Below are 24,497 nucleotides of genomic sequence, written 5' to 3'. Positions count from 1 at the left end.
ACTACTGGGGAGGTTCCAGTGGTCTACTTGCCTTAAAGTTTTGTGCAGAACTCGTTCTCAAGCAATCAGAATGAACTATGCCATAAAAGACTTTTTGAAAACAAGATTACACCTTGAAACCAGCGATGAAAAATCAAAGGTAATTAACCTAAAGAAAAACTCTTCCGAGTTTCTCGGCTTTACTTTTAAAGTAGTAAGGAAGGGAAAAACTAGGTTTGGTCATGTAGTCCATTCACATATGTCTAGAAAAGCAAAGGCTAATGCCTCTAATAAAATTAAAGAAGCAATCAAAGGTACCCAGAAGAACCCTTGTGTAGAAAAGGTCTGGCATTTCAACACAGTTGTAATGGGAATCCAAAACTACTATTCCGTAGCCACCCAAATTACAACAAATCTTAATGAGTTAAACTTCTACCTAAGAAAAACACTGTATAATCGTTTAAAAATTTTTAGAACAGATGCGAATTTTCATGAGATGACTAAAACTCTACAAAAAAGGTACGAAGGTTACAAATCGAAACTATACAAAATACAAAGTATGGTATTTGTGCCCATATATGCCCAGAAGCATAAAACAAACCTATGCTTTTCGCAGGAAACATGTAATTATACTGCCGAAGGTAGAGATAAAATCCACAAAAGTCTAAAGGCTGTAAATAAAAGGATTTTATTTTCAATTATGAAAAACTATATTCCAAATCGGTCAATTGAATATAACGATAATCGAATAAGTAAGTTTATTGCTCAATATGGGAAATGTGCGGTAACAGGAGTTGAGCTTGGCATTAATGATTGGCACTGCCATCATAAGAACCCGTATCATCTGTCAAAAGATGATACATTTTTAAATTTAGTGATACTCCATGAATCAGTGCATCGACTGGTCCACCTAAAGGATATTGAAAAGACAAAGAAATTAAACAAAGTCTTAAAACTTACCAAAAAGCAAAAAGAAAAAATTAACGAACTTCGATTACAATGTAAAAATGAAGCCATATGATTTCGGAAGAAAGCATCATCAATCTAAACAAATACATAGAATTGAATGAATTGGATTAGTTGGAACGCCGTATGCGGTGAAAGTCGCACGTACTGGTGTGGACAGGGGGAAAAGGGAGCGATAACTTCAAACCCTTACCTATCTGTATTAATAAACTTCTGTTTTAATAATTATTTCCTTTATTCTGTTTAGCTGAAAGTATTGATAATGAATGCTTTGCACTTATATTCCCTTTTTGTGCTTCCTTCTTTAGAATTAAAACCATAATTACACGACAAATAATGAGAACAGATAAAAAAGCAGAAAGGTCGATTATTTTTGCAAATGGTTTAAGGTAAACGAATACTTCCATCGAAGTCAAAACAATACCATAATATCCAGTAATGAAAAAACCTGAAAATAAGATGCTCCATCGTAAATAGCTATCCCAAGGACTTTTAAATTGGTAAATAATCATAGCAATCAACGGTGCAACCGTTAAGTTACTTCCAAAGAAATTAGGATAAACAGGAAACAAAGACATATTGTCCGCCCAAAAACCAAAGAATAACCCAATGGAATCGTAAACTACAAATGCCACCGACACAAGAGAACCATATAGCAAAATCTCAACTATTCGCTTTTTGTCTAAAAGATAAAAAAATAAAAAATAGCATACGACAATTATAAACAGCATAAAAAACCACTCAAATGTAAACATTTCTTGATTAAGCCACTTATTTAAGATTTGTTTGTTCAATACATCGGTGTTTTGTCGTACTTCATCATTAGTAACCATTTCAATACCCCTTAAAAACATTTTTATGGACTTAATATTTGTAAAAAACTTGAAATGTATTCTACAGGTTTAAGCTTTCTTTTAATACGAAGGGTAGTTTTAGTTGAAGAAGCAAAAAAAAGAAATGGCTCAAATTCATTTAAAAACTGAGCCATTTCTTTTGATTACAAAGCCACTACAAAATACGGTTCAAATATATTTACATCTTTAAATGTAATGTTATGTTTTGCGATAACAGAACCTCTAATGTATTAATGACAGGGCCGCCCGGATGTGGGAAAAGCCTCCTCGCCGAAAGTTTTCCATCGATCCTACCTCCATTAAGTAAAGAAGCTCAACTGGAAATGATCAGTATCTATCAATTAGGAGGAGCTCCCATAAACGATTATTATTTCCCACCCTATCGAAACCCGCACCATTCTGCTTCAGGTGTGTCAATTATTGGAGGAGGCCAAATTCCAAAACCTGGGGAGATTTCATTAGCACATCGTGGGGTGTTATTTCTGGATGAAGTCGCCGAATTCACAAGAAAAACGCTTGAAATGCTCCGCCAGCCGTTGGAAAGTGGGGAAGTGACAATCTGCCGTGCCCGTTCAACAGTATCTTATCCCGCCAAATTCATTCTATTAGGAGCAATGAACCCATGCCCCTGTGGTTATTCAGGGTCAAACACCCACTACTGTGCTTGTACTAAAAAAGAAATTCATGCCTATCAAAATAAACTCTCCGGGCCTATTAGAGACCGATTCGATATAATCTTAAACTGAATTCGGTAAAGTTAGAATGGCAATCATCCGGTATCCAAGAAACCTCAGACCAAATCCGCAAAAGAGTGACCGAAGCAAGAGAGCGCCAATACGATCGTTATGGACAAGAAATAAGCAACAACCGTGTTTCCTATGAGACACTGATTAAAGATAATCCACTAAGCCGCTATCAATTACAAAACCTCCAAGAAATCTCTTCCAAACAAAACTGGAGCAACCGTGCCCAAATCAAAATCATCAGACTAGCCCGCACCATCGCCGACCTTCAACAAAACATCAAAATCACCGACCAAAACATCCAACACGCCATCCAACTAAAGCACTAAACGTTGCCTGACCCCCGGTGCGGTGATGCGGTAAAGTGCGAATCGGTGCCTGACCCCCAGTGCGGTAGTGTGTTAAAGTGGCACGGATCGATCCAATGTGTGACTGCACCACACTGTGGGGAGTAACTACTATATTCCTCATGAGTCCCCGGTAAACGAGTATCTTCTAAGTAACCATCCATGACAGAAACCTCAAAAAATCTTTTCCTAATATTACTTTCGGCAGGTGCCATGCCCAAAGGTTTTGGCCAATAGACCATTCCTTCATCCCCTCTCAAACGTATAACTCACCGTGACAAAACCAACTGGTCATTACTATGATTTGGTGGAACAATCGGATACACATTTTCTTCTTCCATGACGTTAAACTCCATTAAAACAGGCCCATCTTCCTGGAATGCCTTGGCAATCACATCCCGCGCTTCCTCCTCGGTACTTGCATGATAACCCACAATCCCGTATGCAGAAGCCAGCTTCACAAAGTCAGGCGAGGTCATCTTAACTGAAGAATAACGGCGCTCGTAAAACATTTCTTGCCACTGGCGCACCATTCCCAGGTACCCATTATTCATTATGGCAATTTTAATTGGTAGCCGATAACTGACCGCCGTCATTAATTCCTGTAGATTCATTTGAAAACTGCCATCACCGGTTACACAAATAATCTGCTTCTCAGGGCTCGCAACAGCCGCCCCGATGGCAGCCGGAAGCCCAAATCCCATCGTGCCTAACCCCCCCGAAGTTAAAAATGTTCGAGGTTTTGTAAAATGATAATTGTGAGCAGTCCAAATTTGATGCTGGCCAACATCCGTGACAACGATGGTTTCATCACTCGAAAATTCATCTAGCATCTTAATAACATTTTGCGGCCTTAAAACACTAGTAGAGCTATCAAAACGCGGAACCGTCCGTTGCCATACAGTCGCCTCGGCAACCCAATCCTTAATGTTTTCTTGAACCAATTGAAAATCTAACCTTTCTTTTAAAAAATAAAGAAATTCCCTTGCATCACTAACTATTGGCAAATCGATACGGATGATTTTGTTGATTTCGGCAGGATCAATATCAACATGGATTTTGGTTGAGCTCGGTGAAAAGCCACTGATTTTCCCCGTCACTCGATCGCTAAACCGTACTCCGATTGAAACCAGAAGATCGGCATGATGGACGGCTTTGTTCGCAGCAAAAGTTCCATGCATTCCCAGCATCCCTAAGTGTAAAGGGTCAGCCGTACTTAATGCACCAAGTCCCATTAGTGAACTCACAACAGGAATCCCAGATTGGCGAACGACCTCGCTTAAAATCGCACTAGATCCAGAAATTATGGTACCTCCCCCAATAAAAAATACGGGTTTCCGGGCCTTTTCGATGTATTCAACCGCCTTTTCAAAGGATTTGTCGTGATATAGTTTAGAAGAATTTATTACCGATAGCTTACTCGACATTTCAACTGGATGGTCTGTAAGGACTTCCTTTGAAAGTTCAATGATGACTGGCCCTGGTCTTCCTTCAGCAGCGATATGAATCGCCTCCTGTATAACCCCCGCAAGATCATTCACTTCTTTTACAGTAAAAATATGTTTCGTAATTGGAACATTAATCCCGATAAAATTTAAATCATCACCCGTCTCGTTTTCGATTTTATTAAAAAATAACTGGGCAGTAATGACCACAATTGGAACAGAATCACTATAAGCAGTGGCGATGCCCGTTACTCCATTTGTCACGCCAGAGGCAGTACTTATTATCGCAACTCCAGGCTTGCCAGTGGCTCGGGCATACCCGTCTGCTGCATGAACCGCGGCTTGCTCATGTTTTAATTGCACAAAATTAATATAGGGATTATCTGATATAACATCATATAACGGCAACATCGTATCACCGTGACATCCGAAAACACTTTTTACACCTTGCGAAGCTAAAGATTCAAATAATAAGTCAGCACCTGTTAGTATTTTCGAATTTATCAATCTTTTCACCTGATTCATAGTTTTCTAATAGTTTAAATTATCAGATACGATTTGTATGTGAGTTAAGTCATAAAAGATAAAAAATAATAAAGCGGAATAGGAAAGTGAGGAAGAAATGATCAAGTATTTCTTTAAAAGTCCTACAACGCCGAAATATAAAAACCGCGGAGAGGGCTTGCGCCTCTGAACCGCGGTATCAGTTAAATATATGTTTTCATCCTAGTGAATTTCAATCCGTTTCCGTTCAGTTGCGGAGATTGCTAGTTTAAGACAATTAAGAGTTAGGACACCGTTTTTGAAGATAGCTTCAATCATGTTTTCATTAATGTCCTCAACAAAGAAGCGGCGCTCAAATTCCCCATAATGTCTTTCTTGGCGGATGTAATTATCTTTTTCCTCTTTGGTAGAAGCTTCCCGTTTGGCCGAAATAGTTAAATAACCATGGTCATAATCCACTTTGATGTCTTCTTTTTCGAAGCCAGGCATTTCTGCCTCAATTAGATAATGATCACCTAAATCTTTAATGTCTGTACGGAATTGGTGTAGGTCACCTCTGATTGATGAATGTAGATTGTCAGTGAAGAAATCGTTTAGAGAATCCCACATCTCACCCCAATCCCGATTTCTATGTTTCAATGATAAGTTGGTCATCGCTGATTCCTCCTTTTCTAGCATAAATTACCTTACACCAATATTTTACTCCTTCCAAAAAACGAGTTCAAACAATAACCATCAATTAACAAAGGCACCCAAACAAGCACTAGTCTTTCGTGCGTTAAAGCGCGATTGGATGCCTGACCCCCGGTGCTTTAACGCGCTAAATTCCCATCTATTCAGACTTTCTTTCACGGCATTTCTGGTGTAAATTTATTAAAAAAGTACACTAAAAAGGATGTCATGAAGAAATGAAGCTAAACAAAATCCATCACATCGCAATTATTTGCAGTGACTACGAAAAATCAAAGGACTTCTATGTACGTATTTTAGGGCTTACTCCAGTCCAAGAAATCTATCGCGAGGAAAGAAATTCGTATAAATTGGACCTAGAGGTCAATGGCCTCTACCAAATAGAACTATTCTCATTTCCGAATCCGCCCAAACGTCCGAGTTATCCAGAGTCTGCTGGATTGCGTCACTTAGCATTTGAGGTGGATGATATCGAGGGAGCGGTCGAGCAACTTACGAGCCAAGATATAACATCTGAGCCTATCAGAATTGACCCATATACAAATAAAAAATTCACCTTCTTTGCTGATCCAGACGGATTGCCAATAGAATTTTATGAAAAATAATCCTCCAAAAAAACCACGCCCAACGAATAAATAGTTTGAACCTTATCACAATGAGGTTCAAACTGAAAAAATGTGTTTCATTCACCATTCCCATTGATTTACAAATTATCACCTGGAAGCACAAAACATCAATACAACAAAAAAAGCAGTAGGTAGTAGGGAACCCTTCCCTACTACCTACTGCTTTCCCACACAATCAAATCACAAAATCCATCGCCATCTCCAAATCGTATTGTTCCTTCATCATTTGAATAAACGGCTCGACATACATAGGGTCAAACTGCGAGCCTGAGCAAGAACGTAACTCTTCAAAAGCTTCTTGAAAGGATTTCGCTTTTTGGTAAGGCCGCTCTGTTGTCATTGCATCAAATGAATCAATAATGCACAAAATCCTGGCCAGCTTTGGAATATTTTCGCCTTTCAACCCGTAAGGATAACCTTTCCCATCATAACGTTCATGGTGAAGCTCGACCAATGGCAGAACATCCTTCCATTGCTTATTCGTCGAAATGAATTCCTTCCCAAAAATAACATGATTTTTAACCAATTCCCATTCATGAGAATCGATGTTCCCCTTTTTAAGTAAAATATGCTTGGGAATTTCAAGCTTTCCGATGTCATGCACTAATGCTCCGAGCTTGAAAATTTGACGCTCATGTTCACTGGAATTTAGCTTCTGTGAAAAATCGTCCGCATATTGGAACACCCGCTTACTGTGGCGATACGTAAGGACATCCTTAGCGAGGAACAAGGATAATTTTTGATCAGCTTTCTCCAGCTCTTCTTCAATAATAAACGATGATTCTGCAAAAATTTCCTGATAAATTTGGACCATATTCTTTCCTTGGGCTTTGGACAAATACATCGCCTGATCCGCTTTATTTATAAGCTCGGAAGTGCTATACATATCTTTTTCATACTCCGCAATTCCCGCCGAAAATGACAAACAACCGTAAGGTAGCACTTCAACACCCTCAATACATGTATCATTTACTTTTTTTCTAAAATAGTTTAAAAAAGCATAGGCATCACTACTATTTGTCTGAGGCATTAAGATGGCAAACTCCTCGCCACCATACCGTGCTGGAATGAAATTTTTCGGATAAGTATACGAAGCTATTAATTTCCCGAATATCTTTAGTAACTGATCTCCTTGAATATGACCATATAAATCATTGTATTTTTTAAAATCATCCAAATCAATCAGGGCTAAGCTTAACGGGGAATCTGTTTTTTTAGCTAACGAGACTTCTTTTTCAAGCAACTCCTTAAAGCTGCCGTGATTATATAATCCAGTCAAGTAGTCTATTTGAGCCTTTTTGGTTACCTCTTGAAAAATTTGGAAGTACTGTCTATTGACAATCGATATCAACATTACAACACAAACAAATAGAAATAACCCGAACACCCCTTCATCGTTGATTAAAATTCCTAGAACAAAAGACAAAAGTAGAGTAGTAAAGTAACTAACCAAAAACGTTATATCCTTGATAAACCCCTGTAACACTACCTTTTTGCTTTCATTTTTTAATAATAAGAAATAAAGGATGGTCAGGAGTATATTCACAGCAAAATAACCAGTTAATGAAAGTACATATGGTATTAAGTGCTTTGTTTGGATTTCCCCAACCTTCCCGCCAAACAAAATAAAAATATTGTACGATAGTATAATCATTAACGAGTAAATGGCAAAATTAAATACATGCTTCCACCAAGCAATCTTCTTTTTCCATATTCCGTAAAAAAACGCATTGATTAATAGAATATTTAAGGCTAGGCTTGGCCCGAACAAAAACAAAATAGCCAAATAAATGGCCGAATCCATCGAAATATTTTTTTCGTAAGGTGGGATGGTAATCATAAAATGGCTTAGGATAATAATCGCCCCTAGAAGAACAAATGAGATCGTAGATCCGAAGGCATCGCTAAAATGGAATTGTTGCATCATGAAGAATGCCACTATTCCGATAATTGACACTGTAGCTAAGTAGATTCTAGCGGATTCCATTTTTCTTGGCATTTATCAATCACTCGCATCTATTCAAAGTAGGAGGGAGAAACCGTCAAACGACCTCTCCCATTGTACTTTTATTATAGTGGTAAACCTTTCCTTGGGGAAGTGGATATTTTTGACGGGTCTGGGGCAGTCTTGATTATTCTACATTCTCTAAGCTCCCGCGAAGTTTTCGCTTGGCACCATTCCGCCACATTTTCACCGCTGAAACAGAAACACCTTCCTTTGCGGCAATCTCCCTAACACTCAAACCATCCACGCAAGTGTAAAAAACCCATTTCGTTTGCCCGACTGATAAAGACTCACAATAAGAGAGCAACAACTTCGCTTCAAATGGCATCTTAGCACCAGTATCCTCAATAACCTCCCAAAACTCATCCTTTGGAAACACCATCCGTTCCGCGTGCCGATTTGTTTTCGCCATCTCTGTTAAAAATAAACCTTTAATGTACGTGAATGCATAGTTGGTAAACTCACCTTTGTTAGGGTCGAACTTTAATTTAGCTTCCCATAAGCCGACCAAACCAAGCTGGAAAAACTCGTCCTTATCTTTATAAATGTGTAATGTTTTCATGATTTTATAAATCATCGGTTCATACTGCTTTGCCAGTTCTTCAAAACCTTCCATGAAGAAATCCCTTCAGGGAAGCGCGCTCACCATTGTATTCCCGGGTAACCTAACCATATCGTTTCGGGAAAATTATGACGAATCGAAGAAACCTGATTTTTTCCTAGGGCATTTTCTGATTTTCGGCTAGCGAAAAGACAAAAATGGACACTAAAACAGGCTTTATTTTACAAAAAGGGTCCATTGTTCGAAAAATCAAAAAGCGGTGACGAAATGGTGTCCATACACTAGCTATGTTTGTATCCGAAGGAGTTCGTTTGTGTCGAACGGAGGCTGGCAAAAAATAACGCTTTTAATGAAGGAAAGAGCAACCTTATACAAGTAAAAGCGCACAGTCCCTTTTGCTCCTAGCTAATAGGAATAATACGCAAGCCCCGACAATAAATATAAAATTTCCTAGGAAATTTGCTGAATTTCCACATGTAGTTGTAGAATTTTGGACCAAAATAAAAAGGCAGGCACTCATTAATTTGAGTATCAGCCTTTGTTTTTCCTAATTACTAATTAAAAAATCACAAACAAAATCGCTCCAAAGCTGATGTCCCTGTTCATTCGGTCCCTCTTGGTCAGTGGATAAAAGAGTTTTAATATCGTCTGTATTCGGGTCTGGCCAAACTCCCCAATGGTTAAGGTAGGTGATCCCTTTTTCCTCAGCGTATTTCTTTAACTCACTAACCTGTGTCGGATAGATTTTTGCTTGATAGACTGGGTAAGATGGCTGTAAAAGAAAGACAATATCTGGCGAGGTTTTTTTTACAGTACCGATAATCGTGTCTAAATCTGCAAGAGTTTTCTCAATTGTAATTACACCGTTATTCTTTAAAATAAACGGTTCAAAAAGCACCATATCTGCCTTTAAGGAAGCTAATTCACGATCCTTTTTCTCAGCAATAAACTGTTCAGACGTCAAATCATATTCTTTAATAGTAACGGACAGGTTCTCATTGCCAAAGGAGTCTATCAGTCTAGCTTTCGTTAGTTCCGCCCAACCGTCGGCTCCGCCTAATGCAGCGGAACCAGCAATCACTATTTTAAAAGTCTTGTTCTCTTTAACTACTTGTTTAAACCGTTTCACGCTTTGTTCAGGCCAGTTCTTTGTTAGCGGAAGAAGTTCATCAATGGTATCTTGCTGTGTGCTCGCTTTGGTAACAGATTCATTAACATGAACTTGACCTTGACCTGCTGCTTGATCGGCTGTTGTTTTCTGTGTCCAGTAGTAATGGCTTATCCCGATAAAGGCAATACAGGCAAGTGCATAAATTACGGTAATAAAGGCTTTCATCCTGCTAACCTCCAAGTCTTATTATCTAGTAGTAATATTTCAGCATAATGAGTTCTAAGTACAATTATGACAAACACGCTAAAAAATGGCAATTACATTTAATGAACTTGCTTTATAATAACACCAAAATCTAACAAAAAAAGGCGACCGTCTACTAAGGACAGTCGCCTAACAAAGTATTATTGAACGATTTCACCATTCCAGTCATTCATACCGCCTTGAACATTGACCAGCTTTTTATATCCAAAGCCCTGCAACGCCTCGGCAGCCTTCATGCTACGATTACCGCTTCGGCAAATGATCACAACTTCGGAATTTTTCCCAAAATCGATTGTATCTTCGCTCAAAGTGCTCAACGGAACATTCGTCATACCACTAATATGCCCAGCAGCAAATTCGTCTGGCTCGCGAACATCAATAAATACAACTTTTTCACTTGGTGCCTTCATTTTCTCTGCCAGTTCTGCAGTTGAAATATTGCTGACGGTAGTGCTGCTATTCATAAATTGAAAGCCAATAAAACCGACAACGAAAACAATAATAAATCCAAAAATGATTTTCTTTCCCATGTCTTGGTCCACTCCTGTATTTAAAAGTAATAATCTAGTATTCCACAGCACCCATCCAGCTCATCATGCCGCCGGTCATATTGGTCACGTTGTAGCCTTGGTATTCTAAGAAACGCGTTGCTTGGCTGCTTCTTCCACCTGATAGGCAAACAATATAATATTCTTTTGATTTATCCAGTTCATTCATCTTACATTCAATTAATCCTAGTGGAATATTGACTGCACTAGGAATTTTCCCACCTGCAACCTCAGCTACTTCACGGACATCAATAATATTCAAAGCCTTTTTCTTATTTAAAAGTGTCTCTAATTCTTTTACGCTAATTTGTTTCATCGAATTTCCTCCCCTTAATTCCAGGCGCTCATGCCACCCTTTACGTTGATAATGTTGTTAAAACCGGCTTTCTTTAACAGCTTGCTAGCCTTATTGCTTCTCATCCCACTTTGACAGATGACGATAATGTCTTTATCATGCGAAAGCTCAGCCGTTTTCTGTGCCAATAGATGCAACGGAATATTCTTAAACTGCCGAATATGATTGGTTTTAAATTCACCAGGCGTCCGAACATCAATAAATTGGATATTGTTATTCGATAAATAGCCTTTTAAATCCGAAGTGGTAATTTGTTTCACGCCTTTAGTCGGGATCATCCTAAGTACTAGCAGTAACACAAAGACCCCGATAATGGCTATATTAGCTAAACTCATTTATTATTTCCTCCTCTTTATACAGTTACCCCTATAGGTATATAGTTTAGCAAATAAAAAAGGAAAAACCTTTTTTATTAACGACTTTTAACTAATAAATTAACTGCCTCTTTCACTAATTCCTCGGAACTTTGTCCTTTGGTTTCAGCATCCTTGACACATTTAATGAGATTAGTACTTACAACAACACCAATTGTGCGGTCAATGGCCGTTCTAGCAGCGGATAGTTGCGTAATGACTTCCTTGCAATCCTTATCTTCTTCCATCATCCGCAGGATTCCTCGCAGCTGTCCTTCAATTCGTTTGACTCTATTTTTTATTTGATCATTATAATCCAATTTTTCAGTGCTCCTTTCTTTTATAAAAATAAGGCTGTGTTAAATTAGAATGTTGATTTCCGCTCCAGGCGCTCGCTTTCCGCGGGCGGTCCGGGAGCCTCCTCGGCGCTGTGCGCCTCCGGGGTCTCCCGTGACACGCTGCTCCCGCAGGAGTCCCGCGCCTTCCGCTCCAATCAACATTGTGCAAAAAATCAACAATGAGCATTAACACAGCCAAAAATAAAGAAGTTATCAAGTTAAACTAGATTTATATTATACCCTAAAGGGTATGAAGTCAAACCAATTTGTTTGCGAAATCGGAAAATTTTTTTACTAAATAAGGCAATATTTTAAAGGTGAGGATAGAAAAAATTTGAAAGGAAAATCTTTTCTCTGGATAGGGTAGGGGGTATGGTGTACAATGATTTCGGAGGGTGATAGATGATGAGTAAAAAAATATTAATTATTGGTGGAGTAGCCGGTGGTGCTACGGCTGCCGCAAGATTACGGAGATTGGATGAAGAAGCAGAAATCATTTTATTTGAGCGCGGAGAATATATCTCTTTTGCCAACTGTGGACTTCCTTATTATATCGGTGAAGTTATTTCAAAACGGGAAAAACTGTTGGTTCAAACAGTTGAAGGGATGAGCCGCAGATTTAAGTTGGACATTCGCAATTTAACCGAAGTGGTTACCATCAACCGTGACAAAAAAACCGTTACCGCAAAACATGTTATGACAGGCGAAACTTATGAGGAAAGCTATGATGTTTTACTTTTATCACCTGGTGCAAGACCAATCGTTCCAAACTTCCCAGGCTTGTCAGAAGCAGGTAATGTCTTCACACTACGAAATATTCCTGATACAGATGAAATTAAGTACCGTGTTGATCACGAAAAACCAAGCCATGCGGTTGTTGTTGGCGGTGGGTTCATCGGATTAGAAATGGCCGAAAACCTAGTGGAAAGAGGCGTAAAAGTAACGATTGTCGAGATGGCCAACCAAGTAATGGCGCCGATCGACTATGAAATGGCAGCCATTGTTCATCAACACCTTCAAGATAAAGGTGTCGAACTGATCCTCAAAGATGGCGTTCAATCAATTGAGAACGGCGGTAAGGCTTTACTTTTATCAAGTGGAAAAAGAATTGAAACAGAAATGATTATATTAGCCATTGGGGTAAGACCTGAAAACCAATTGGTGATTGATGCCGGCTTGGAAGTAGGAGAGCGCGGAGGTATTAAAGTAAACGAATACCTGCAAACGAACGATGAAAATATTTATGCTATCGGTGACGCCATCGAAGTAGTAGATTATATAAATGGAAAACCAGCGATGATCCCACTTGCTGGACCAGCCAATCGTCAAGGTCGCATCGTCGCCAACAACATTTGTGGCAGAAGCGAAAAATATCCTGGAACCTTGGGGACAGCCATCGCCAAAGTATTTGACCTGGCTGTTGCCGCAACTGGTAATAATGAAAAAACCTTAAAAAGACTGGGCATCGATTATGAAGTGGTTCACACACATCCAGCTTCACACGCGGGTTACTATCCTGGTGCAAGCCCGATTGCCCTCAAACTGATCTTTGACCGCAACAGTGGGAAAATTTATGGAGCGCAAGCAGTTGGTGCAAACGGTGCAGACAAACGAATTGATGTAATTTCGACAGCAATCAAAGGTAATTTAACCGTTCACGATCTAACAGAAATTGAACTAGCTTATGCACCACCGTTTTCCTCAGCAAAAGATCCAGTCAATATGGCGGGCTATGTGGCTGCTAATATCATCGACGATGGCATTGAAACCGTGCAATGGTATGAAATTGATGAAATTATTGGCGCAGGCGGTCTATTAATCGACGTTCGTGAACCAGGCGAACGGGAGAACGGATATATCAGCGGTTCTGCTAATATACCGCTCGACCAGCTCCGCGACCGTTTGGATGAGCTACCAAAAGACCAAACCATTTACGTTTCTTGTCAAGTTGGTCTTAGAGGATATTTAGCAGCAAGAATCCTGATGGCGTACGGCTTCAAGGTTAAAAATCTCGATGGTGGCTGGAAGACCTATTCAGCAGTATTGCCAAAGGACAAGGTAGAAGATAAATAATTCATAGTGGACCCGGCGATATTGCTGGGTCTATTATTGTGCTAAAAAAGCAGTGGTTTGGGGGATTCCAGAATCATGAGAATATACTTAATGATTAGAAATTAACCCTATAAAATAGATAGGTAACTACTTAATTGAAGTAACAAAAATTACTTCAGTTCATTTTTTGCAAAAAACCATCTACAATATTCGGACTTAAATTTGCAATAAACAATAGTATAATAACCTTGTAGATAAGATTTTCTGAAATCTATCAGTCTAATCTTTGCAAAGATAAGTCACTTCGTTTTTGCAAGCGATCAATTGCATACGCTTGCATGAATGGAAGGGAGCCCCCTAAATGACGTTAGATCAACGATGTATCGCGATTCTGAACAAAGTGGTTCATGCAACTTCATACGTTTCTCCGGATGAACTTATGGAGGAGTTGAACATTTCCAAACGGACAGTTTATTATGATGTCGAAAAAATTAATTACTGGCTACAAAGTCTCAAGTTGGAGTCCTTATGCTATGTTCGTTCTGCCGGTTTTTATCTAAGTGATCGCTCAAGACCACTAATTAAGGAAAAGTTATCACAATTTGATAAACATCATTATGAATTTTCTCGGAAAGAGCGGATTGCCTGGACTGCAATTTTTATTTTGACAAGGGAATCATCTATTTTCTTACAGGATTTACTTGAAAAGCTGAATGTTAGTCGTAGTACACTTTTGAATGATATCAAGGAGTTAAAAGCACAGTTGGAGCATTTTCAGGTGAAACTGCAATTCCAGAAGGCTTCCGGGTATGAGGTTTTGGGGGAGGAGCAGGATAAGCGGAAAGTGTTGGCCTTCTATTTATCTCAGGTATTAACAAATCGTGGTTGGGATGAGTTATTATCAGAACTTCAGATGACAATCAATCACCAAGATCCGCAACTAGCAACGCGCTTGTTTACTCGTTCTGATCTAGATACGATTTCTGAAATCTTGAATGAATCGGAGTCGGTAGTAGGAGTAAGTTATACCGATGATGTTATCCAGACCTTAAGTATCCACCTATTTTTGTTAATCAAGCGATTTACCCAGGGCAAGCATGTATTAATTGACCCTGTTGAAAAAGAGGTCATTAAAGAAACGGGTGAGTATCAGGCTGCACGTTTTATTAGTAAAAAGATTGAAAATATTTTCTCGATTCAGGTGCCTGAGGACGAAGTATACTACATGACAACATATTTACTTGGGTCGAAAATCAGTGATTACAGGCCTATTGATATCGAGAACCAAGACCTAGCCCACTTAAAGCATATTATTTCGCTAATGGTCGATGATTTTCAAAAGTTTGCTTGTTTGTTTTTTCAAAATCGGGCTGATTTAGAGAGAAACCTATTTGTTCATTTAAAGCCTGCCTATTTTCGGATAAAATACGGGATTGAGCTAGCTAATCCCTTAACAGAATCGGTAGAACAGAATTATCATGATATTTTTGTCCTGACAAAAAAAGTTATTCATCACTTTGAACATGTGCTTGGCAAATTGATTTCCAATGATGAAGTTGCCTATATTGCCATGCATTTTGGTGGTTGGATTGCTCAAGAAGGGGTAAAAGTTGAGTCTAGAAAAAAGGCGATCGTTGTTTGTGCAAGCGGTATTGGGACTTCGCGCATTTTGCAAAAACAAATTGAAGATTTGGTGCCTACCGTTGATGTTGTAAGGGCAGTAACCGTCCGTGAGTATGAAAAAACAAGTCTAACTGGATTGGATTTTGTTATTTCTACAACCCCAATTGAACAAAAAAATGTTCCGGTTTTTGTCGTAAACCCAATCTTAAATAACGCTGAAAAAGCGTCTTTGTTGAAGCTGATCCACACAACCTCCGAAATAACTAAGTCAGATAATATTGAATCGTTATTGACTATTATAAAAAAACACACAGACATAAAGAATGAACAGGGATTATACCAGGAGTTAAAGAACTACTTTCAATCGCAAAGAGTTGTAGACAGGGAGGTGCACCGAAAACCAATGCTAAAAGAACTATTAACAGAGGATAAAATCCAATTTATCTCGGAAGCACAAAGCTGGGAAGAGGCAATAACAAAGGCATCCCAACCATTGTTATTCGATCATTGTATTACAACTGATTATATTGATGCCATGATTGATAGTGTGAATACAATGGGGCCGTATATTGTAATTGCACCGAAAATAGCACTACCTCACGCTCGCCCTGAAGCAGGCGTGAAAAAACTAGGGATGAGTTTTTTGCAGCTAAAGCAGGGTTGTGCTTTTTCAGAAAAGCCAGAACATCAAGTTAATCTAATATTTGTACTCTCCGCAATTGACAGTGAAACTCATTTAAAAGCATTATCACAGCTATCAAGTATGCTGTCGGATCAAAGCAACGTTGAAAAACTTTTATCAGCAGAAACAGCAGCTGAGGTATTAGTAATTATCGAGAAATATTCAACATACTAAGGAGGAAATTAGCATGAAAAAAATTCTAGTTGTTTGTGGAAATGGTCTAGGAAGCAGCTTTATTGTGGAAATGAACGTAAAAACAGTATTAGGCCAATTAGGTATTGAGGCAGAAGTTTCTCATACAGATTTAACAACGGGGAAATCAGAAAAAGCGGATATTTATCTTGGCTCAAAGGATCTTATTTCTCAGTTGGATGATGGTACAAGAACAATTATTGGTTTAACAAATATTCTTGATTTAAATGAACTGAAGAGTGTCCTTGAAGCCCATTTGCTGTAGTAATATAGAAATTTGCTTTTCAATAAAAAAGGCTGTGTTAAAGCTCAATGTTGATTGGAGTGGAAGGCGCGAGACTCCTGCGGGAGCAGTGGGACAGGTGAGATCCCGCAGGCGCTTTAGCCGAGGAGGCTCACCGCCCGCCCCGCGGAAAGCGAGTGCCTGGAACGGAAATCAACATGCTAGTTTAACTGAGCCATAAAAAAAGCAGACGAAACAAGTTCGCCTGCCAAAGAATAAGACAAGATTAGTATAAAGATAAATAGATAGAGATTCAAGATATATAACCACTAGTGAGGAGAGGTCAAAATGTTTGATTTTATCATGAAGGATATATTAGGAACACCCGCTATCTTAGTCGGCTTATTTGCTTTACTAGGTCTTGCCCTACAAAAGAAGGGTGCAGCAGATATCATATCGGGTACATTAAAAACGATCATGGGTTTCGTTATCCTAGGTGGTGGAGCAGGGATATTAATTGGTTCACTTGATATATTTGGAAAGATGTTTGAAAAGGCATTCCATATTCAAGGGGTTATCCCAAATAATGAAGCCATTGTCGCCATTGCACAACAATCTTTCGGAAAAGAAACAGCGATGATCATGCTGTTTGGTATGGTAGTAAATATCGTAATTGCTCGTTTTACACCTTTTAAATATATTTTCTTAACTGGTCATCATACATTATTTATGGCGTGCTTAATTTCAGCAGTATTTGCAACAGGGGGAGTAACAGGTATTCCGCTTATCATTATCGGTTCGATTATCCTTGGTACACTAATGGTATTAATGCCAGCAATTTTACAACCTTATGTAAGAGAAATAACAGGAAATGATAGTATTGCTGTAGGACACTTTGGTTCAATTGGTTATTTTACCTCTGCATTTATTGGGAAACGCATTGGTGATAAGTCAAAGTCAACTGAAGATATCAAAGTTCCAAAATCCCTTGGTTTCTTACGAGATACATCTGTAGCGATGTCCTTAACGATGGCAATTCTTTTCTTTGTCGTCGCTCCGATTGCTGGAAAAAGCTATGTTGAAGCAGAATTAAGTGGTGGGGTAAACTTCCTAGTATTCTCGATCATGCAGGCAATAACATTTGCTGCAGGTGTGTATGTTGTTTTAGCTGGGGTTCGGATGCTCATTGCTGAAATTGTTCCAGCCTTCAAAGGTATTGCAGACAAAATTGTAAAAGATGCAAAACCTGCGCTTGATTGTCCAGCAGTTTTCCCTTTTGCACCAAATGCCGTTATTATCGGATTTTTGTTTAGTTTTATCGCAGGACTTATTTCAATGTTCCTTCTTCCAGTGTTTGGATTAAAAGTAATTGTCCCCGGGTTAATCCCGCATTTCTTCACAGGTGCAGCAGCAGGGGTATTTGGTAATGCAACAGGTGGTCGTCGCGGTGCGATGTTTGGTTCATTTGCAAACGGTCTTTTAATCTCATTCCTTCCTGCTTTATTGCTTCCGGTCCTTGGCTCCCTTGGGTTCGAAGGGACAACATTTGGAGATTCCGATTTCGGTATAGTCGGTATTTTATTAGGGTACTTGGTTGATTTGTTTAATTAAGAGTTTTGGGTTTTTTCTCTACTTATTTTTTGAGCTAGTGGGATGAGCTTCTGTCACAAATATTGGTGTTTAGATCTTAAAAAGCCTTAAGGCTGCCGTGTGTGCAGCTTTAAGGCTTTTTTTAGGGTCTATTAAAAGAACTACATAATTGCCTTGCCAGAAAATATACATAGTTCATGAGGATACTGTCTATCAAACCTTTCACAGCATGTTCGGCACATTCAAAATCGAGCATCCTTGCTACGTTACGAAGGAAAAAGGGGAGTGGAGGCTACTATGGGATTATAATTTTGAATAAATTATCTTTTGTTTTCGTTGCACTTCGCACTAGATACGATTTATAAAGGGAAATTCTTAAAAATGGGGTTAGTTTTAATAAGAACTGCTCCTTAAAAATAGAAAAATATCAGTATATCAAGGAAAAAACGAATATATCGAAATTTTTTAGGGATATATCAAAAAAATACAAATATATCGAAAATTCCCTACCACATATCGAGAATTCGACAAAATCCACCCTATTTCTCCAGAGGACCACCACCAAAAATTCCATTAAAAACTAGTATGAGTTTTAACTCCCAAACCGGTTATGGAAGTAAGATAGTTAATCGCATTAACTATAAAAAAATTTATCATTTAGCGACGCTCCGACCCTTTACCACAAAAAAGGACCAGGTTCGCACTAAACCCGGTCGCTCATTCCAACTACTTACTCTCTTTTCCAGTCAATTCCAAGTTCGTCTTCATTACATCCTGCACTCTTTGTTTCTCTTCATCTGGAACAACCAAATAATAAATCCCGTCAATCATCGTCCCTTTGCCAGAGATTGTGACCTGCTCGATATTCTGGCTAGCATTCTTATAGTTCTTTTGAATATCAACCATTTCGCCGAACGTCAAGTTAGTTTTAATATTATTACCCAATGCCTCAAAAATGGAACCATAGTTTGTGATCGAATTTAAACTTGCTCCTTGGCGAATAACACCTTGGATAATCATCCGTTGCCGGTGCTGGCGTCCAAAATCACCGTTTGGATCTTCATGGCGCATTCTTGAATAACTGAGAGCTTCGGTTCCGTTTAAGGTAATTGTCCCCGTTGGAAAATGAGTCCCATCTTGTGAAAATTCCAGGTCATTGTTAACGGTAATCCCACCTACAGCATTAACAATTTCCTTAAATCCCTCCATGTTAATTTTCATGTAATAATCAATTGGAATATCAAGGAAGTTTTCTACCGTATCCATTGACATTTCCGGTCCCCCAAAAGCGTAAGCATGATTAATTTTATCGACCGTCCCATGACCGATAATATCAGTACGAGTGTCACGAGGGATACTCAACATTTTCATGGAATTTTGATTAGGATTGACGGTAAGGACAATCATCGTATCGGACCGACCTTTGTCTCCTTTTCGTTCATCTACTCCAAGCATTAATATCGAGAAAGGCTCTTTTTTCGCTAAGGTAACTTCCTCCGTACGCTTGTCTGATTTCCGATCAAAAGGATCATGAATATCCTTTAGAGCACTTGATAGTGAATGGTAGAACATAAATCCATAAATACTGATTCCGAGTAATAGTAATAGGGAAACAATCCCAAGCACCCGGACCCATTTTGGTTTTCTACTTTTTCCTGCAGACATGTTATCCTCCAAAGTTTTACAATTAGTATAATAAGTATTACAATATCAAAAATTATCCAATTTTGGTACAAAAATTTTCCAATCAAAAAGTCCTTTCACTCTAATTATTCCAACTGGAAAATTTATGCTAGAATTAAGGTGATAAATTAACCTCATTCTTTCTTCTTTAATTGAATGGTAAGTGAATTACCTGAAATGAGGCAATACGATTTAAGATAAGTTAACTGACTAATTCATCTTTTCGTTGTCATTCATGGGCTTAAGTCTTTTATTTTAATAAAAATAAGACTAGTTGTCTGGAGTGAGTATATTGAAGAAATCAGAATGGTATAATGTGACAATTCGAAAAGTCAACGACCTGAATATTAAACTAGATAAAAGGAAAGTTAGAAGGTTTAGAGTAAGTCTGTTAATCAAAATGATTTCTAGAATTGAAGAATTTTCACTTCAAAGTTGCGATCAATGTGAAAATTATAAACAAAATATTGAACAAATGATTTCCATGTTAGAGCAGGATAGTTCAGCAAACATAAAAGAATTCCGTTCTATTTTTAATGAAATATTAAAACACTTAAAAAAGGACCATGGCTTGGTTGAAGAAGGCACATACATGCCGCAATGGCTGTCATTAGGGCTAATTTTCGGGGTTGCGTTTATGTTCACCTACACCTATTCAATTTCGATTGGGATGTTATTGGGGATCGTCATCGGTTCAATGTTAGATGAAAATGCGAAAAAGAAAGGCAAGCAAATATAGCAAAATTAAGGGGAAAGAGCATCCAATTTAGATGTTCTTCCCCTATTATTTATACTCCCTTTTTGAATTGCCAATAAGAATAAGCATAAGGTGCGGCAACGGTAACGACGATTACGATAATTAGCACAGTTTCCTTCAAAACACTTGGTAAAAAGGTAGCAAATATCATGATAACACCGCCACCAAAGAAGATCTTACCACCAAAACGATGCGTCTTTTTCCAAACCTCATCATTGCTTAACGTCCATGGAGTACGTATCCCAATAAAAAAGTTTGACCGTACCTGTTGCATGAAATTCCCCATAATAATAAAGATCGCTCCAATGATTAGCGTGCTCATTGTGGCCATGGGTATATCATAACCAAGTCCAATCAAAATTGTAATGACATTTAACACAAAGAAAATGGTAAGCAACGAGTTATAAATGATTTGGTACCCTTTCGAAAATAAGGAATAGTTTGCTTTCCTCGGGTCAATCTTCGGAAGAAACGCAACTGAAACATACAATAAGGTCATGATTCCGATTTGGGTAAACATGGCGCCCAACTTGGACGAGTATCCATTAGCTTCCCCCGTAAAACTCCAATGAATAGGCACTTCTTGCGGAAGCTTAGGAAAGGCAATCACCCAAGCTAAAATGGTAAGCCCAATCATAAAAATTGGAAAAACGTGTTTCTTCATTTATTATTCCTCCTAGCTTCCTAGTGTGTTCCTTGCGTAAAACTCAATGCCCAGCTCAATAAATCTTGGAATACTGTGGTGTTCAAAGAGTAAATGATAAACTGTCCTTTTTTTTCGTCTTGAATTAACTCAGCTTGTTTTAAAATTTTTAAATGCTGGGAAATACTTGGTTTTGACATTTGGAAATGGTTAGAAATATCTCCTGCGCTAAGATCGCCATCCTTTAGCAAATCGAGAATTTGTCTTCTAGTAGGATCAGATAATGCCTTAAACGCATTATTCACCACAAAAAACTCCTCTCATTAATTTAAGTATTTAGTTATTTACCTAAATAATAAGTCTAAAAGATAAAAAATTCAACAATAAATTTCTAGCTAAAACTGTCCTTAATTCGATAAATTTGTTAAGGGGGAAGTTAAGAATTGTCTTGAAAAAACTCGTATTTTAGAAACAATCCCATAATTTTAAACAATTCAGTAATAATTCATTGACGAGTTGCCCAACATTGAATACGCTAGTAAATGGAAAGGTTTTTCACTGTAATAACAATCTCTTTTATGAGGAGTGGTTCACGTGGACTTTCACGCCTTTGCTTCTGACTTTCAAGTATCTTTTTCACGGGAAGCTAATCGTTATTTCTTTTCGCCAGGCAGAGTAAACTTAATTGGAGAACATACAGATTACAATGGCGGTCATGTTTTTCCTTGTGCCATCACATATGGAACTTACGGTGCTGTAAGTAAAAGAAAGGATCGATTAGTTCGGCTGTTTTCGAAAAACTTCCCCGAGCAAGGCATGATTGAATTCACCCTCGATGAACTTGACTATAATCGCGACCATGGATGGGCAAATTATCCGAAAGGGATGCTGCAATTTTTGCAAAAAAAAGGTCATCATCTTACAGAAGGATTTGATTTGCTCGTATCAGGAAATATTCCAAATGGAGCAGGTCTTTCCTCGTCGGCATCTCTGCTGATGTTAACTGGAGAGGTCGTTAATAAACTGTACAATTTTCATATCGACAGAATCGATCTCATTAAGGCTGGTAAAACAGTCGAAAACGAATTTATTGGTGTCAACAGCGGGATTATGGACCATTTTGCAGTAGCAATGGGAAAAACGAATCATGCGATTCTGTTAGATTGCCATACCTTAAACTATGATTATGTACCACTTGATCTGCGTCATTATAAAATTATCATTATGAATACAAATAAACGCCGCGAGCTAGCGGACTCAAAGTATAACGAGCGTAGAGATGAGTGCGAACATGCATTGCGCCAGCTCCAGGGGTTCATTAACATTCTGTCCCTCGGTGACTTGAACATTGCCCAATTTGATAACTTTAAACACATAATTGCAACGGATGTATTAAGAAGGCGCGCAAGACATGCTGTCACTGAAAATGAGCGAACCTTAAAGGCTGTAAAAGAGCTAAAGCACGGAAATCTAGAGGCTTTTGGCAAACTGATGAATGAATCCCATCTTTCATTAAGGGATGATTATGAAGTAACTGGTATTGAACTCGATACATTGGTTGAGGCCGCTTGGAAGCAACCGGGTGTGCTTGGAGCAAGAATGACTGGAGCAGGCTTCGGAGGCTGTGCAGTCGCCATTGTCGAACAAAGCGAGATTGCCCAGTTTATCGAACAGGTGGCCGAAATTTATCAAACAAAAATTGGTTATGACGCCACCTTCTATGTAGCATCAATTGGTGATGGTGTGAAGGAACTGAATGTTGGTGCAGTCCGGTGATCTAATCTGAAATATTTCCACGGGGATTCCAGTTAATGGGTTCCTCGTTTTCTTTTTAAAATCCAAATTACACGAGGTGTTACCGAGGAAATCACACAAGAAAAGTTTGGAACAACCGAGGTCTGTTTAAATAGTTACTATTATATAGATAGAAAAACACAAAACCATCTTCAAAATGCAAAATGAAGATGGTTTTGCTGTAAATAATAATTATTTTACTACTCTTCTCCTCTTAATAAACATAACTGTTCCTCCGATAGCAATTAAAGCTAGCCCAGCGAGTAAGATGTTGAAGCTGTTAGTAGCTGTATTTGGTAATTCGATTGAGGAGGTTGTAGAATTCTTAGAAGCACTTGTAGAACTAGTTTTGGTAGCAATAGCTGTAGTTGCAGTTGCAGTGCTTGTGTTAGTAGTGCCAGTTCCAGTTACATTCGAACCAGTATTGATAGTACCAGTGTTAATTGTACTGTTGTTTGTTGATCCATTGTTGGAAGAACCGTTGTCACTCGATCCGCTATCAATGGAGCTGTTGTTTGAAGAACTTGCTTCTACCACAGCGTAAGGACTAAAATGGTTTACATTTGCCCAAACCTCTCCAGTAGTTTTATCGTATTTTATTGGCGTAATAAACTCTTTGTTTGTACCTTCATCGTCAATGAAAACTACTCGGAGGTTCTTCCAGTCTTTAACCAATGAAGGATCAATCACAAATTTTAGTGTCACTGGTGATTCAAATTCACTAATTAATAATTCATCATCTTGAATTATATAAAAATCATAAAGGGGACTTAAATACCCTTCAGTCTTAGGATCTCTAAATAATCCAAAAGAAAAATTTTGATCTGTAGGTAAGATGGCTAAAGGTAATGTTACACTTACGTCACCTTTATTAATCTGCAAAACTTGGTCGGGATTTGCTTCTAATAAGCCTCCCAGTAAAGTTGTATCTAGATACACATCAAACCAAGATTGATTTTTAGCATCTGAATAGTCTAACTCTAGAGAACCATCTTCTTTTTGGTATTCATCGGAAATTTGATTCTCAACAAGATATGCTTCATCAGTGATGGTATCGCCCTCTGCAGAATCTTCCTCTGTAGCAGTGTTTGTAGAGTCAGTGTTGTCAACATTGGGGACTACATCAGTGGCTGTTGTGTTCTCTGAGGTATCGATGTCATCACCATTATTATCCATTACAGTGCTGGTCTTAGAGGCTGAAATAGTTTCGTCTTTAGCCTCAATTTCAGTGTTATTTACAGTAGCAGGGCTCGAATCCGTGCCACCATCCTGAGCTGCATCGATAGTTTGTTCCTCAGTGGTAACGGAAGTGTTGTCCGTTTCGATAGTTTCAGTGGCAGAGTCATCTCCAATGGTAGGGACAGATCCATCATTAACAGCATCATTGGTGCTATCACTTGGAACATCATCAAGTATTTCATTGGAAACTACATCAGTGGGGTTGTCATTTTTTGTCACTTCTTCCTCTGCCTTCGTACTTAATGTTAAAGGAATTAGCATTAATAAAATAATCGTCACTAAACTTAAAAAAGATAACCTTCTCTTCATGAAACTATCTCCTCTCCAGT

The 24,497-nt window shown here is 38.5% G+C and carries 22 protein-coding genes and 1 pseudogene; 9 read left to right on the top strand and 14 right to left on the bottom strand.

Annotated elements, in window-relative coordinates; all coding sequences use genetic code 11:
* The first annotated feature begins 70 nt into the window (after positions 1-70).
* Positions 71-1,000, top strand: coding sequence for a group II intron reverse transcriptase/maturase (locus B1NLA3E_RS20965; RefSeq protein ID WP_015595823.1), 930 nt, complete (start codon positions 71-73; stop codon positions 998-1,000).
* A gap of 163 nt (positions 1,001-1,163) precedes the next feature.
* Here B1NLA3E_RS20965 and B1NLA3E_RS20960 read toward each other — a convergent pair whose 3' ends face one another.
* Positions 1,164-1,778, bottom strand: coding sequence for a hypothetical protein (locus B1NLA3E_RS20960; RefSeq protein WP_015595822.1), 615 nt, complete (start codon positions 1,776-1,778; stop codon positions 1,164-1,166).
* Between the two features lie 245 nt (positions 1,779-2,023).
* Between B1NLA3E_RS20960 and B1NLA3E_RS24480 the strand changes: the two are divergent.
* A pseudogene (locus tag B1NLA3E_RS24480) lies at positions 2,024-2,871 on the top strand (ATP-binding protein); the annotation flags it as partial.
* Positions 2,872-3,158: 287 nt separating this feature from the next.
* Here the strand turns inward: B1NLA3E_RS24480 and ilvB are convergent.
* Both ilvB and B1NLA3E_RS20940 read right to left on the bottom strand, forming a co-directional pair.
* The gene (ilvB, locus tag B1NLA3E_RS20945) at positions 3,159-4,850 is read right to left on the bottom strand and encodes a biosynthetic-type acetolactate synthase large subunit (RefSeq protein ID WP_442852672.1); all 1,692 of its coding nucleotides are present in this window, start codon (positions 4,848-4,850) and stop codon (positions 3,159-3,161) included.
* 210 nt (positions 4,851-5,060) lie between these two features.
* Positions 5,061-5,492 (bottom strand): Hsp20/alpha crystallin family protein, encoded by a 432-nt coding sequence (locus tag B1NLA3E_RS20940; protein ID WP_041580758.1) that lies wholly within the window; start codon positions 5,490-5,492, stop codon positions 5,061-5,063.
* Between the two features lie 254 nt (positions 5,493-5,746).
* Here B1NLA3E_RS20940 and gloA2 point away from each other — a divergent pair, with 254 nt between their 5' ends.
* Positions 5,747-6,133, top strand: coding sequence for an SMU1112c/YaeR family gloxylase I-like metalloprotein (gene gloA2, locus B1NLA3E_RS20935; RefSeq protein ID WP_015595818.1), 387 nt, complete (start codon positions 5,747-5,749; stop codon positions 6,131-6,133).
* Between the two features lie 196 nt (positions 6,134-6,329).
* Here gloA2 and B1NLA3E_RS20930 read toward each other — a convergent pair whose 3' ends face one another.
* From B1NLA3E_RS20930 to B1NLA3E_RS20900, 7 genes are all read right to left on the bottom strand, one after another.
* Positions 6,330-8,153, bottom strand: coding sequence for a diguanylate cyclase (locus B1NLA3E_RS20930; RefSeq protein WP_015595817.1), 1,824 nt, complete (start codon positions 8,151-8,153; stop codon positions 6,330-6,332).
* 133 nt (positions 8,154-8,286) lie between these two features.
* Positions 8,287-8,775, bottom strand: a complete 489-nt coding sequence (locus B1NLA3E_RS20925; RefSeq protein WP_015595816.1) for a sigma-70 family RNA polymerase sigma factor — start codon at positions 8,773-8,775, stop codon at positions 8,287-8,289.
* Positions 8,776-9,268: 493 nt separating this feature from the next.
* Positions 9,269-10,057 (bottom strand): SGNH/GDSL hydrolase family protein, encoded by a 789-nt coding sequence (locus tag B1NLA3E_RS20920; RefSeq protein WP_015595815.1) that lies wholly within the window; start codon positions 10,055-10,057, stop codon positions 9,269-9,271.
* 179 nt (positions 10,058-10,236) lie between these two features.
* Positions 10,237-10,626 carry a rhodanese-like domain-containing protein gene (locus tag B1NLA3E_RS20915; RefSeq protein WP_041580757.1) on the bottom strand — a complete coding sequence of 130 codons (390 nt, stop codon included), beginning with the start codon at positions 10,624-10,626 and terminating at the stop codon, positions 10,237-10,239.
* A gap of 34 nt (positions 10,627-10,660) precedes the next feature.
* Positions 10,661-10,960 (bottom strand): rhodanese-like domain-containing protein, encoded by a 300-nt coding sequence (locus B1NLA3E_RS20910; RefSeq protein ID WP_015595813.1) that lies wholly within the window; start codon positions 10,958-10,960, stop codon positions 10,661-10,663.
* Positions 10,961-10,974: 14 nt separating this feature from the next.
* Positions 10,975-11,334, bottom strand: a complete 360-nt coding sequence (locus tag B1NLA3E_RS20905; protein ID WP_015595812.1) for a rhodanese-like domain-containing protein — start codon at positions 11,332-11,334, stop codon at positions 10,975-10,977.
* Positions 11,335-11,411: 77 nt separating this feature from the next.
* Positions 11,412-11,672: a metal-sensitive transcriptional regulator gene (locus B1NLA3E_RS20900; RefSeq protein WP_015595811.1), complete on the bottom strand. Its 261-nt coding sequence runs from the start codon at positions 11,670-11,672 to the stop codon at positions 11,412-11,414.
* 423 nt (positions 11,673-12,095) lie between these two features.
* Here B1NLA3E_RS20900 and B1NLA3E_RS20895 point away from each other — a divergent pair, with 423 nt between their 5' ends.
* The 4 genes from B1NLA3E_RS20895 (at position 12,096) to B1NLA3E_RS20880 (ending at position 18,073) form a co-directional block, all read left to right on the top strand.
* The gene (locus tag B1NLA3E_RS20895; protein WP_187292202.1) at positions 12,096-13,763 is read left to right on the top strand and encodes a CoA-disulfide reductase; all 1,668 of its coding nucleotides are present in this window, start codon (positions 12,096-12,098) and stop codon (positions 13,761-13,763) included.
* Positions 13,764-14,103: 340 nt separating this feature from the next.
* Positions 14,104-16,221 (top strand): BglG family transcription antiterminator, encoded by a 2,118-nt coding sequence (locus B1NLA3E_RS20890; protein ID WP_015595809.1) that lies wholly within the window; start codon positions 14,104-14,106, stop codon positions 16,219-16,221.
* A gap of 13 nt (positions 16,222-16,234) precedes the next feature.
* A complete protein-coding gene (locus B1NLA3E_RS20885) occupies positions 16,235-16,504 on the top strand; it encodes a PTS sugar transporter subunit IIB (RefSeq protein ID WP_015595808.1) in 270 nt (89 codons plus the stop codon).
* Between the two features lie 306 nt (positions 16,505-16,810).
* Positions 16,811-18,073 carry a PTS ascorbate transporter subunit IIC gene (locus tag B1NLA3E_RS20880; RefSeq protein WP_015595807.1) on the top strand — a complete coding sequence of 421 codons (1,263 nt, stop codon included), beginning with the start codon at positions 16,811-16,813 and terminating at the stop codon, positions 18,071-18,073.
* Between the two features lie 705 nt (positions 18,074-18,778).
* Here the strand turns inward: B1NLA3E_RS20880 and tagU are convergent.
* On the bottom strand, positions 18,779-19,717 hold the full coding sequence (gene tagU, locus B1NLA3E_RS20875) for a polyisoprenyl-teichoic acid--peptidoglycan teichoic acid transferase TagU (RefSeq protein WP_015595806.1): 939 nt from the start codon (positions 19,715-19,717) through the stop codon (positions 18,779-18,781).
* 310 nt (positions 19,718-20,027) lie between these two features.
* Here tagU and B1NLA3E_RS23410 point away from each other — a divergent pair, with 310 nt between their 5' ends.
* Positions 20,028-20,474, top strand: coding sequence for a hypothetical protein (locus tag B1NLA3E_RS23410; protein ID WP_015595805.1), 447 nt, complete (start codon positions 20,028-20,030; stop codon positions 20,472-20,474).
* A gap of 49 nt (positions 20,475-20,523) precedes the next feature.
* On the opposite strand, the gene B1NLA3E_RS20865 is transcribed toward B1NLA3E_RS23410, so the two are convergent.
* The gene (locus B1NLA3E_RS20865; protein WP_015595804.1) at positions 20,524-21,156 is read right to left on the bottom strand and encodes an SdpI family protein; all 633 of its coding nucleotides are present in this window, start codon (positions 21,154-21,156) and stop codon (positions 20,524-20,526) included.
* Between the two features lie 20 nt (positions 21,157-21,176).
* Positions 21,177-21,440 (bottom strand): autorepressor SdpR family transcription factor, encoded by a 264-nt coding sequence (locus B1NLA3E_RS20860; RefSeq protein ID WP_041580756.1) that lies wholly within the window; start codon positions 21,438-21,440, stop codon positions 21,177-21,179.
* Between the two features lie 289 nt (positions 21,441-21,729).
* Between B1NLA3E_RS20860 and B1NLA3E_RS20855 the strand changes: the two genes are divergently transcribed.
* Complete coding sequence (locus B1NLA3E_RS20855) at positions 21,730-22,911, top strand: galactokinase (RefSeq protein ID WP_015595802.1); 1,182 nt, start codon at positions 21,730-21,732, stop codon at positions 22,909-22,911.
* Positions 22,912-23,121: 210 nt separating this feature from the next.
* Here B1NLA3E_RS20855 and B1NLA3E_RS20850 read toward each other — a convergent pair whose 3' ends face one another.
* Complete coding sequence (locus B1NLA3E_RS20850) at positions 23,122-24,477, bottom strand: LPXTG cell wall anchor domain-containing protein (RefSeq protein WP_015595801.1); 1,356 nt, start codon at positions 24,475-24,477, stop codon at positions 23,122-23,124.
* Between the last annotated feature and the right edge of the window lie 20 nt (positions 24,478-24,497).

Source organism: Bacillus sp. 1NLA3E (assembly GCF_000242895.2).
GTDB lineage: Bacteria > Bacillota > Bacilli > Bacillales > Cytobacillaceae > Bacillus_BU.
This window is presented reverse-complemented; position numbering and strand designations above follow the sequence as displayed.

Bases quoted from the DNA above. Each gene is read 5' to 3' on its own strand.
- B1NLA3E_RS20915 (WP_041580757.1), bottom strand. From the start codon at position 10,626: ATGGGAAAGAAAATCATTTTTGGATTTATTATTGTTTTCGTTGTCGGT.
- B1NLA3E_RS20890 (WP_015595809.1), top strand. From the start codon at position 14,104: ATGACGTTAGATCAACGATGTATCGCGATTCTGAACAAAGTGGTTCAT.
- B1NLA3E_RS20925 (WP_015595816.1), bottom strand. From the start codon at position 8,775: ATGGAAGGTTTTGAAGAACTGGCAAAGCAGTATGAACCGATGATTTAT.
- B1NLA3E_RS20930 (WP_015595817.1), bottom strand. From the start codon at position 8,153: ATGCCAAGAAAAATGGAATCCGCTAGAATCTACTTAGCTACAGTGTCA.
- B1NLA3E_RS20880 (WP_015595807.1), top strand. From the start codon at position 16,811: ATGTTTGATTTTATCATGAAGGATATATTAGGAACACCCGCTATCTTA.
- B1NLA3E_RS20965 (WP_015595823.1), top strand. From the start codon at position 71: ATGAACTATGCCATAAAAGACTTTTTGAAAACAAGATTACACCTTGAA.
- B1NLA3E_RS20910 (WP_015595813.1), bottom strand. From the start codon at position 10,960: ATGAAACAAATTAGCGTAAAAGAATTAGAGACACTTTTAAATAAGAAA.
- tagU (WP_015595806.1), bottom strand. From the start codon at position 19,717: ATGTCTGCAGGAAAAAGTAGAAAACCAAAATGGGTCCGGGTGCTTGGG.
- B1NLA3E_RS20895 (WP_187292202.1), top strand. From the start codon at position 12,096: ATGAGTAAAAAAATATTAATTATTGGTGGAGTAGCCGGTGGTGCTACG.
- gloA2 (WP_015595818.1), top strand. From the start codon at position 5,747: ATGAAGCTAAACAAAATCCATCACATCGCAATTATTTGCAGTGACTAC.
- B1NLA3E_RS20960 (WP_015595822.1), bottom strand. From the start codon at position 1,778: ATGGTTACTAATGATGAAGTACGACAAAACACCGATGTATTGAACAAA.
- B1NLA3E_RS20940 (WP_041580758.1), bottom strand. From the start codon at position 5,492: ATGACCAACTTATCATTGAAACATAGAAATCGGGATTGGGGTGAGATG.
- B1NLA3E_RS20850 (WP_015595801.1), bottom strand. From the start codon at position 24,477: ATGAAGAGAAGGTTATCTTTTTTAAGTTTAGTGACGATTATTTTATTA.
- B1NLA3E_RS20920 (WP_015595815.1), bottom strand. From the start codon at position 10,057: ATGAAAGCCTTTATTACCGTAATTTATGCACTTGCCTGTATTGCCTTT.
- B1NLA3E_RS20905 (WP_015595812.1), bottom strand. From the start codon at position 11,334: ATGAGTTTAGCTAATATAGCCATTATCGGGGTCTTTGTGTTACTGCTA.
- B1NLA3E_RS20865 (WP_015595804.1), bottom strand. From the start codon at position 21,156: ATGAAGAAACACGTTTTTCCAATTTTTATGATTGGGCTTACCATTTTA.
- B1NLA3E_RS20885 (WP_015595808.1), top strand. From the start codon at position 16,235: ATGAAAAAAATTCTAGTTGTTTGTGGAAATGGTCTAGGAAGCAGCTTT.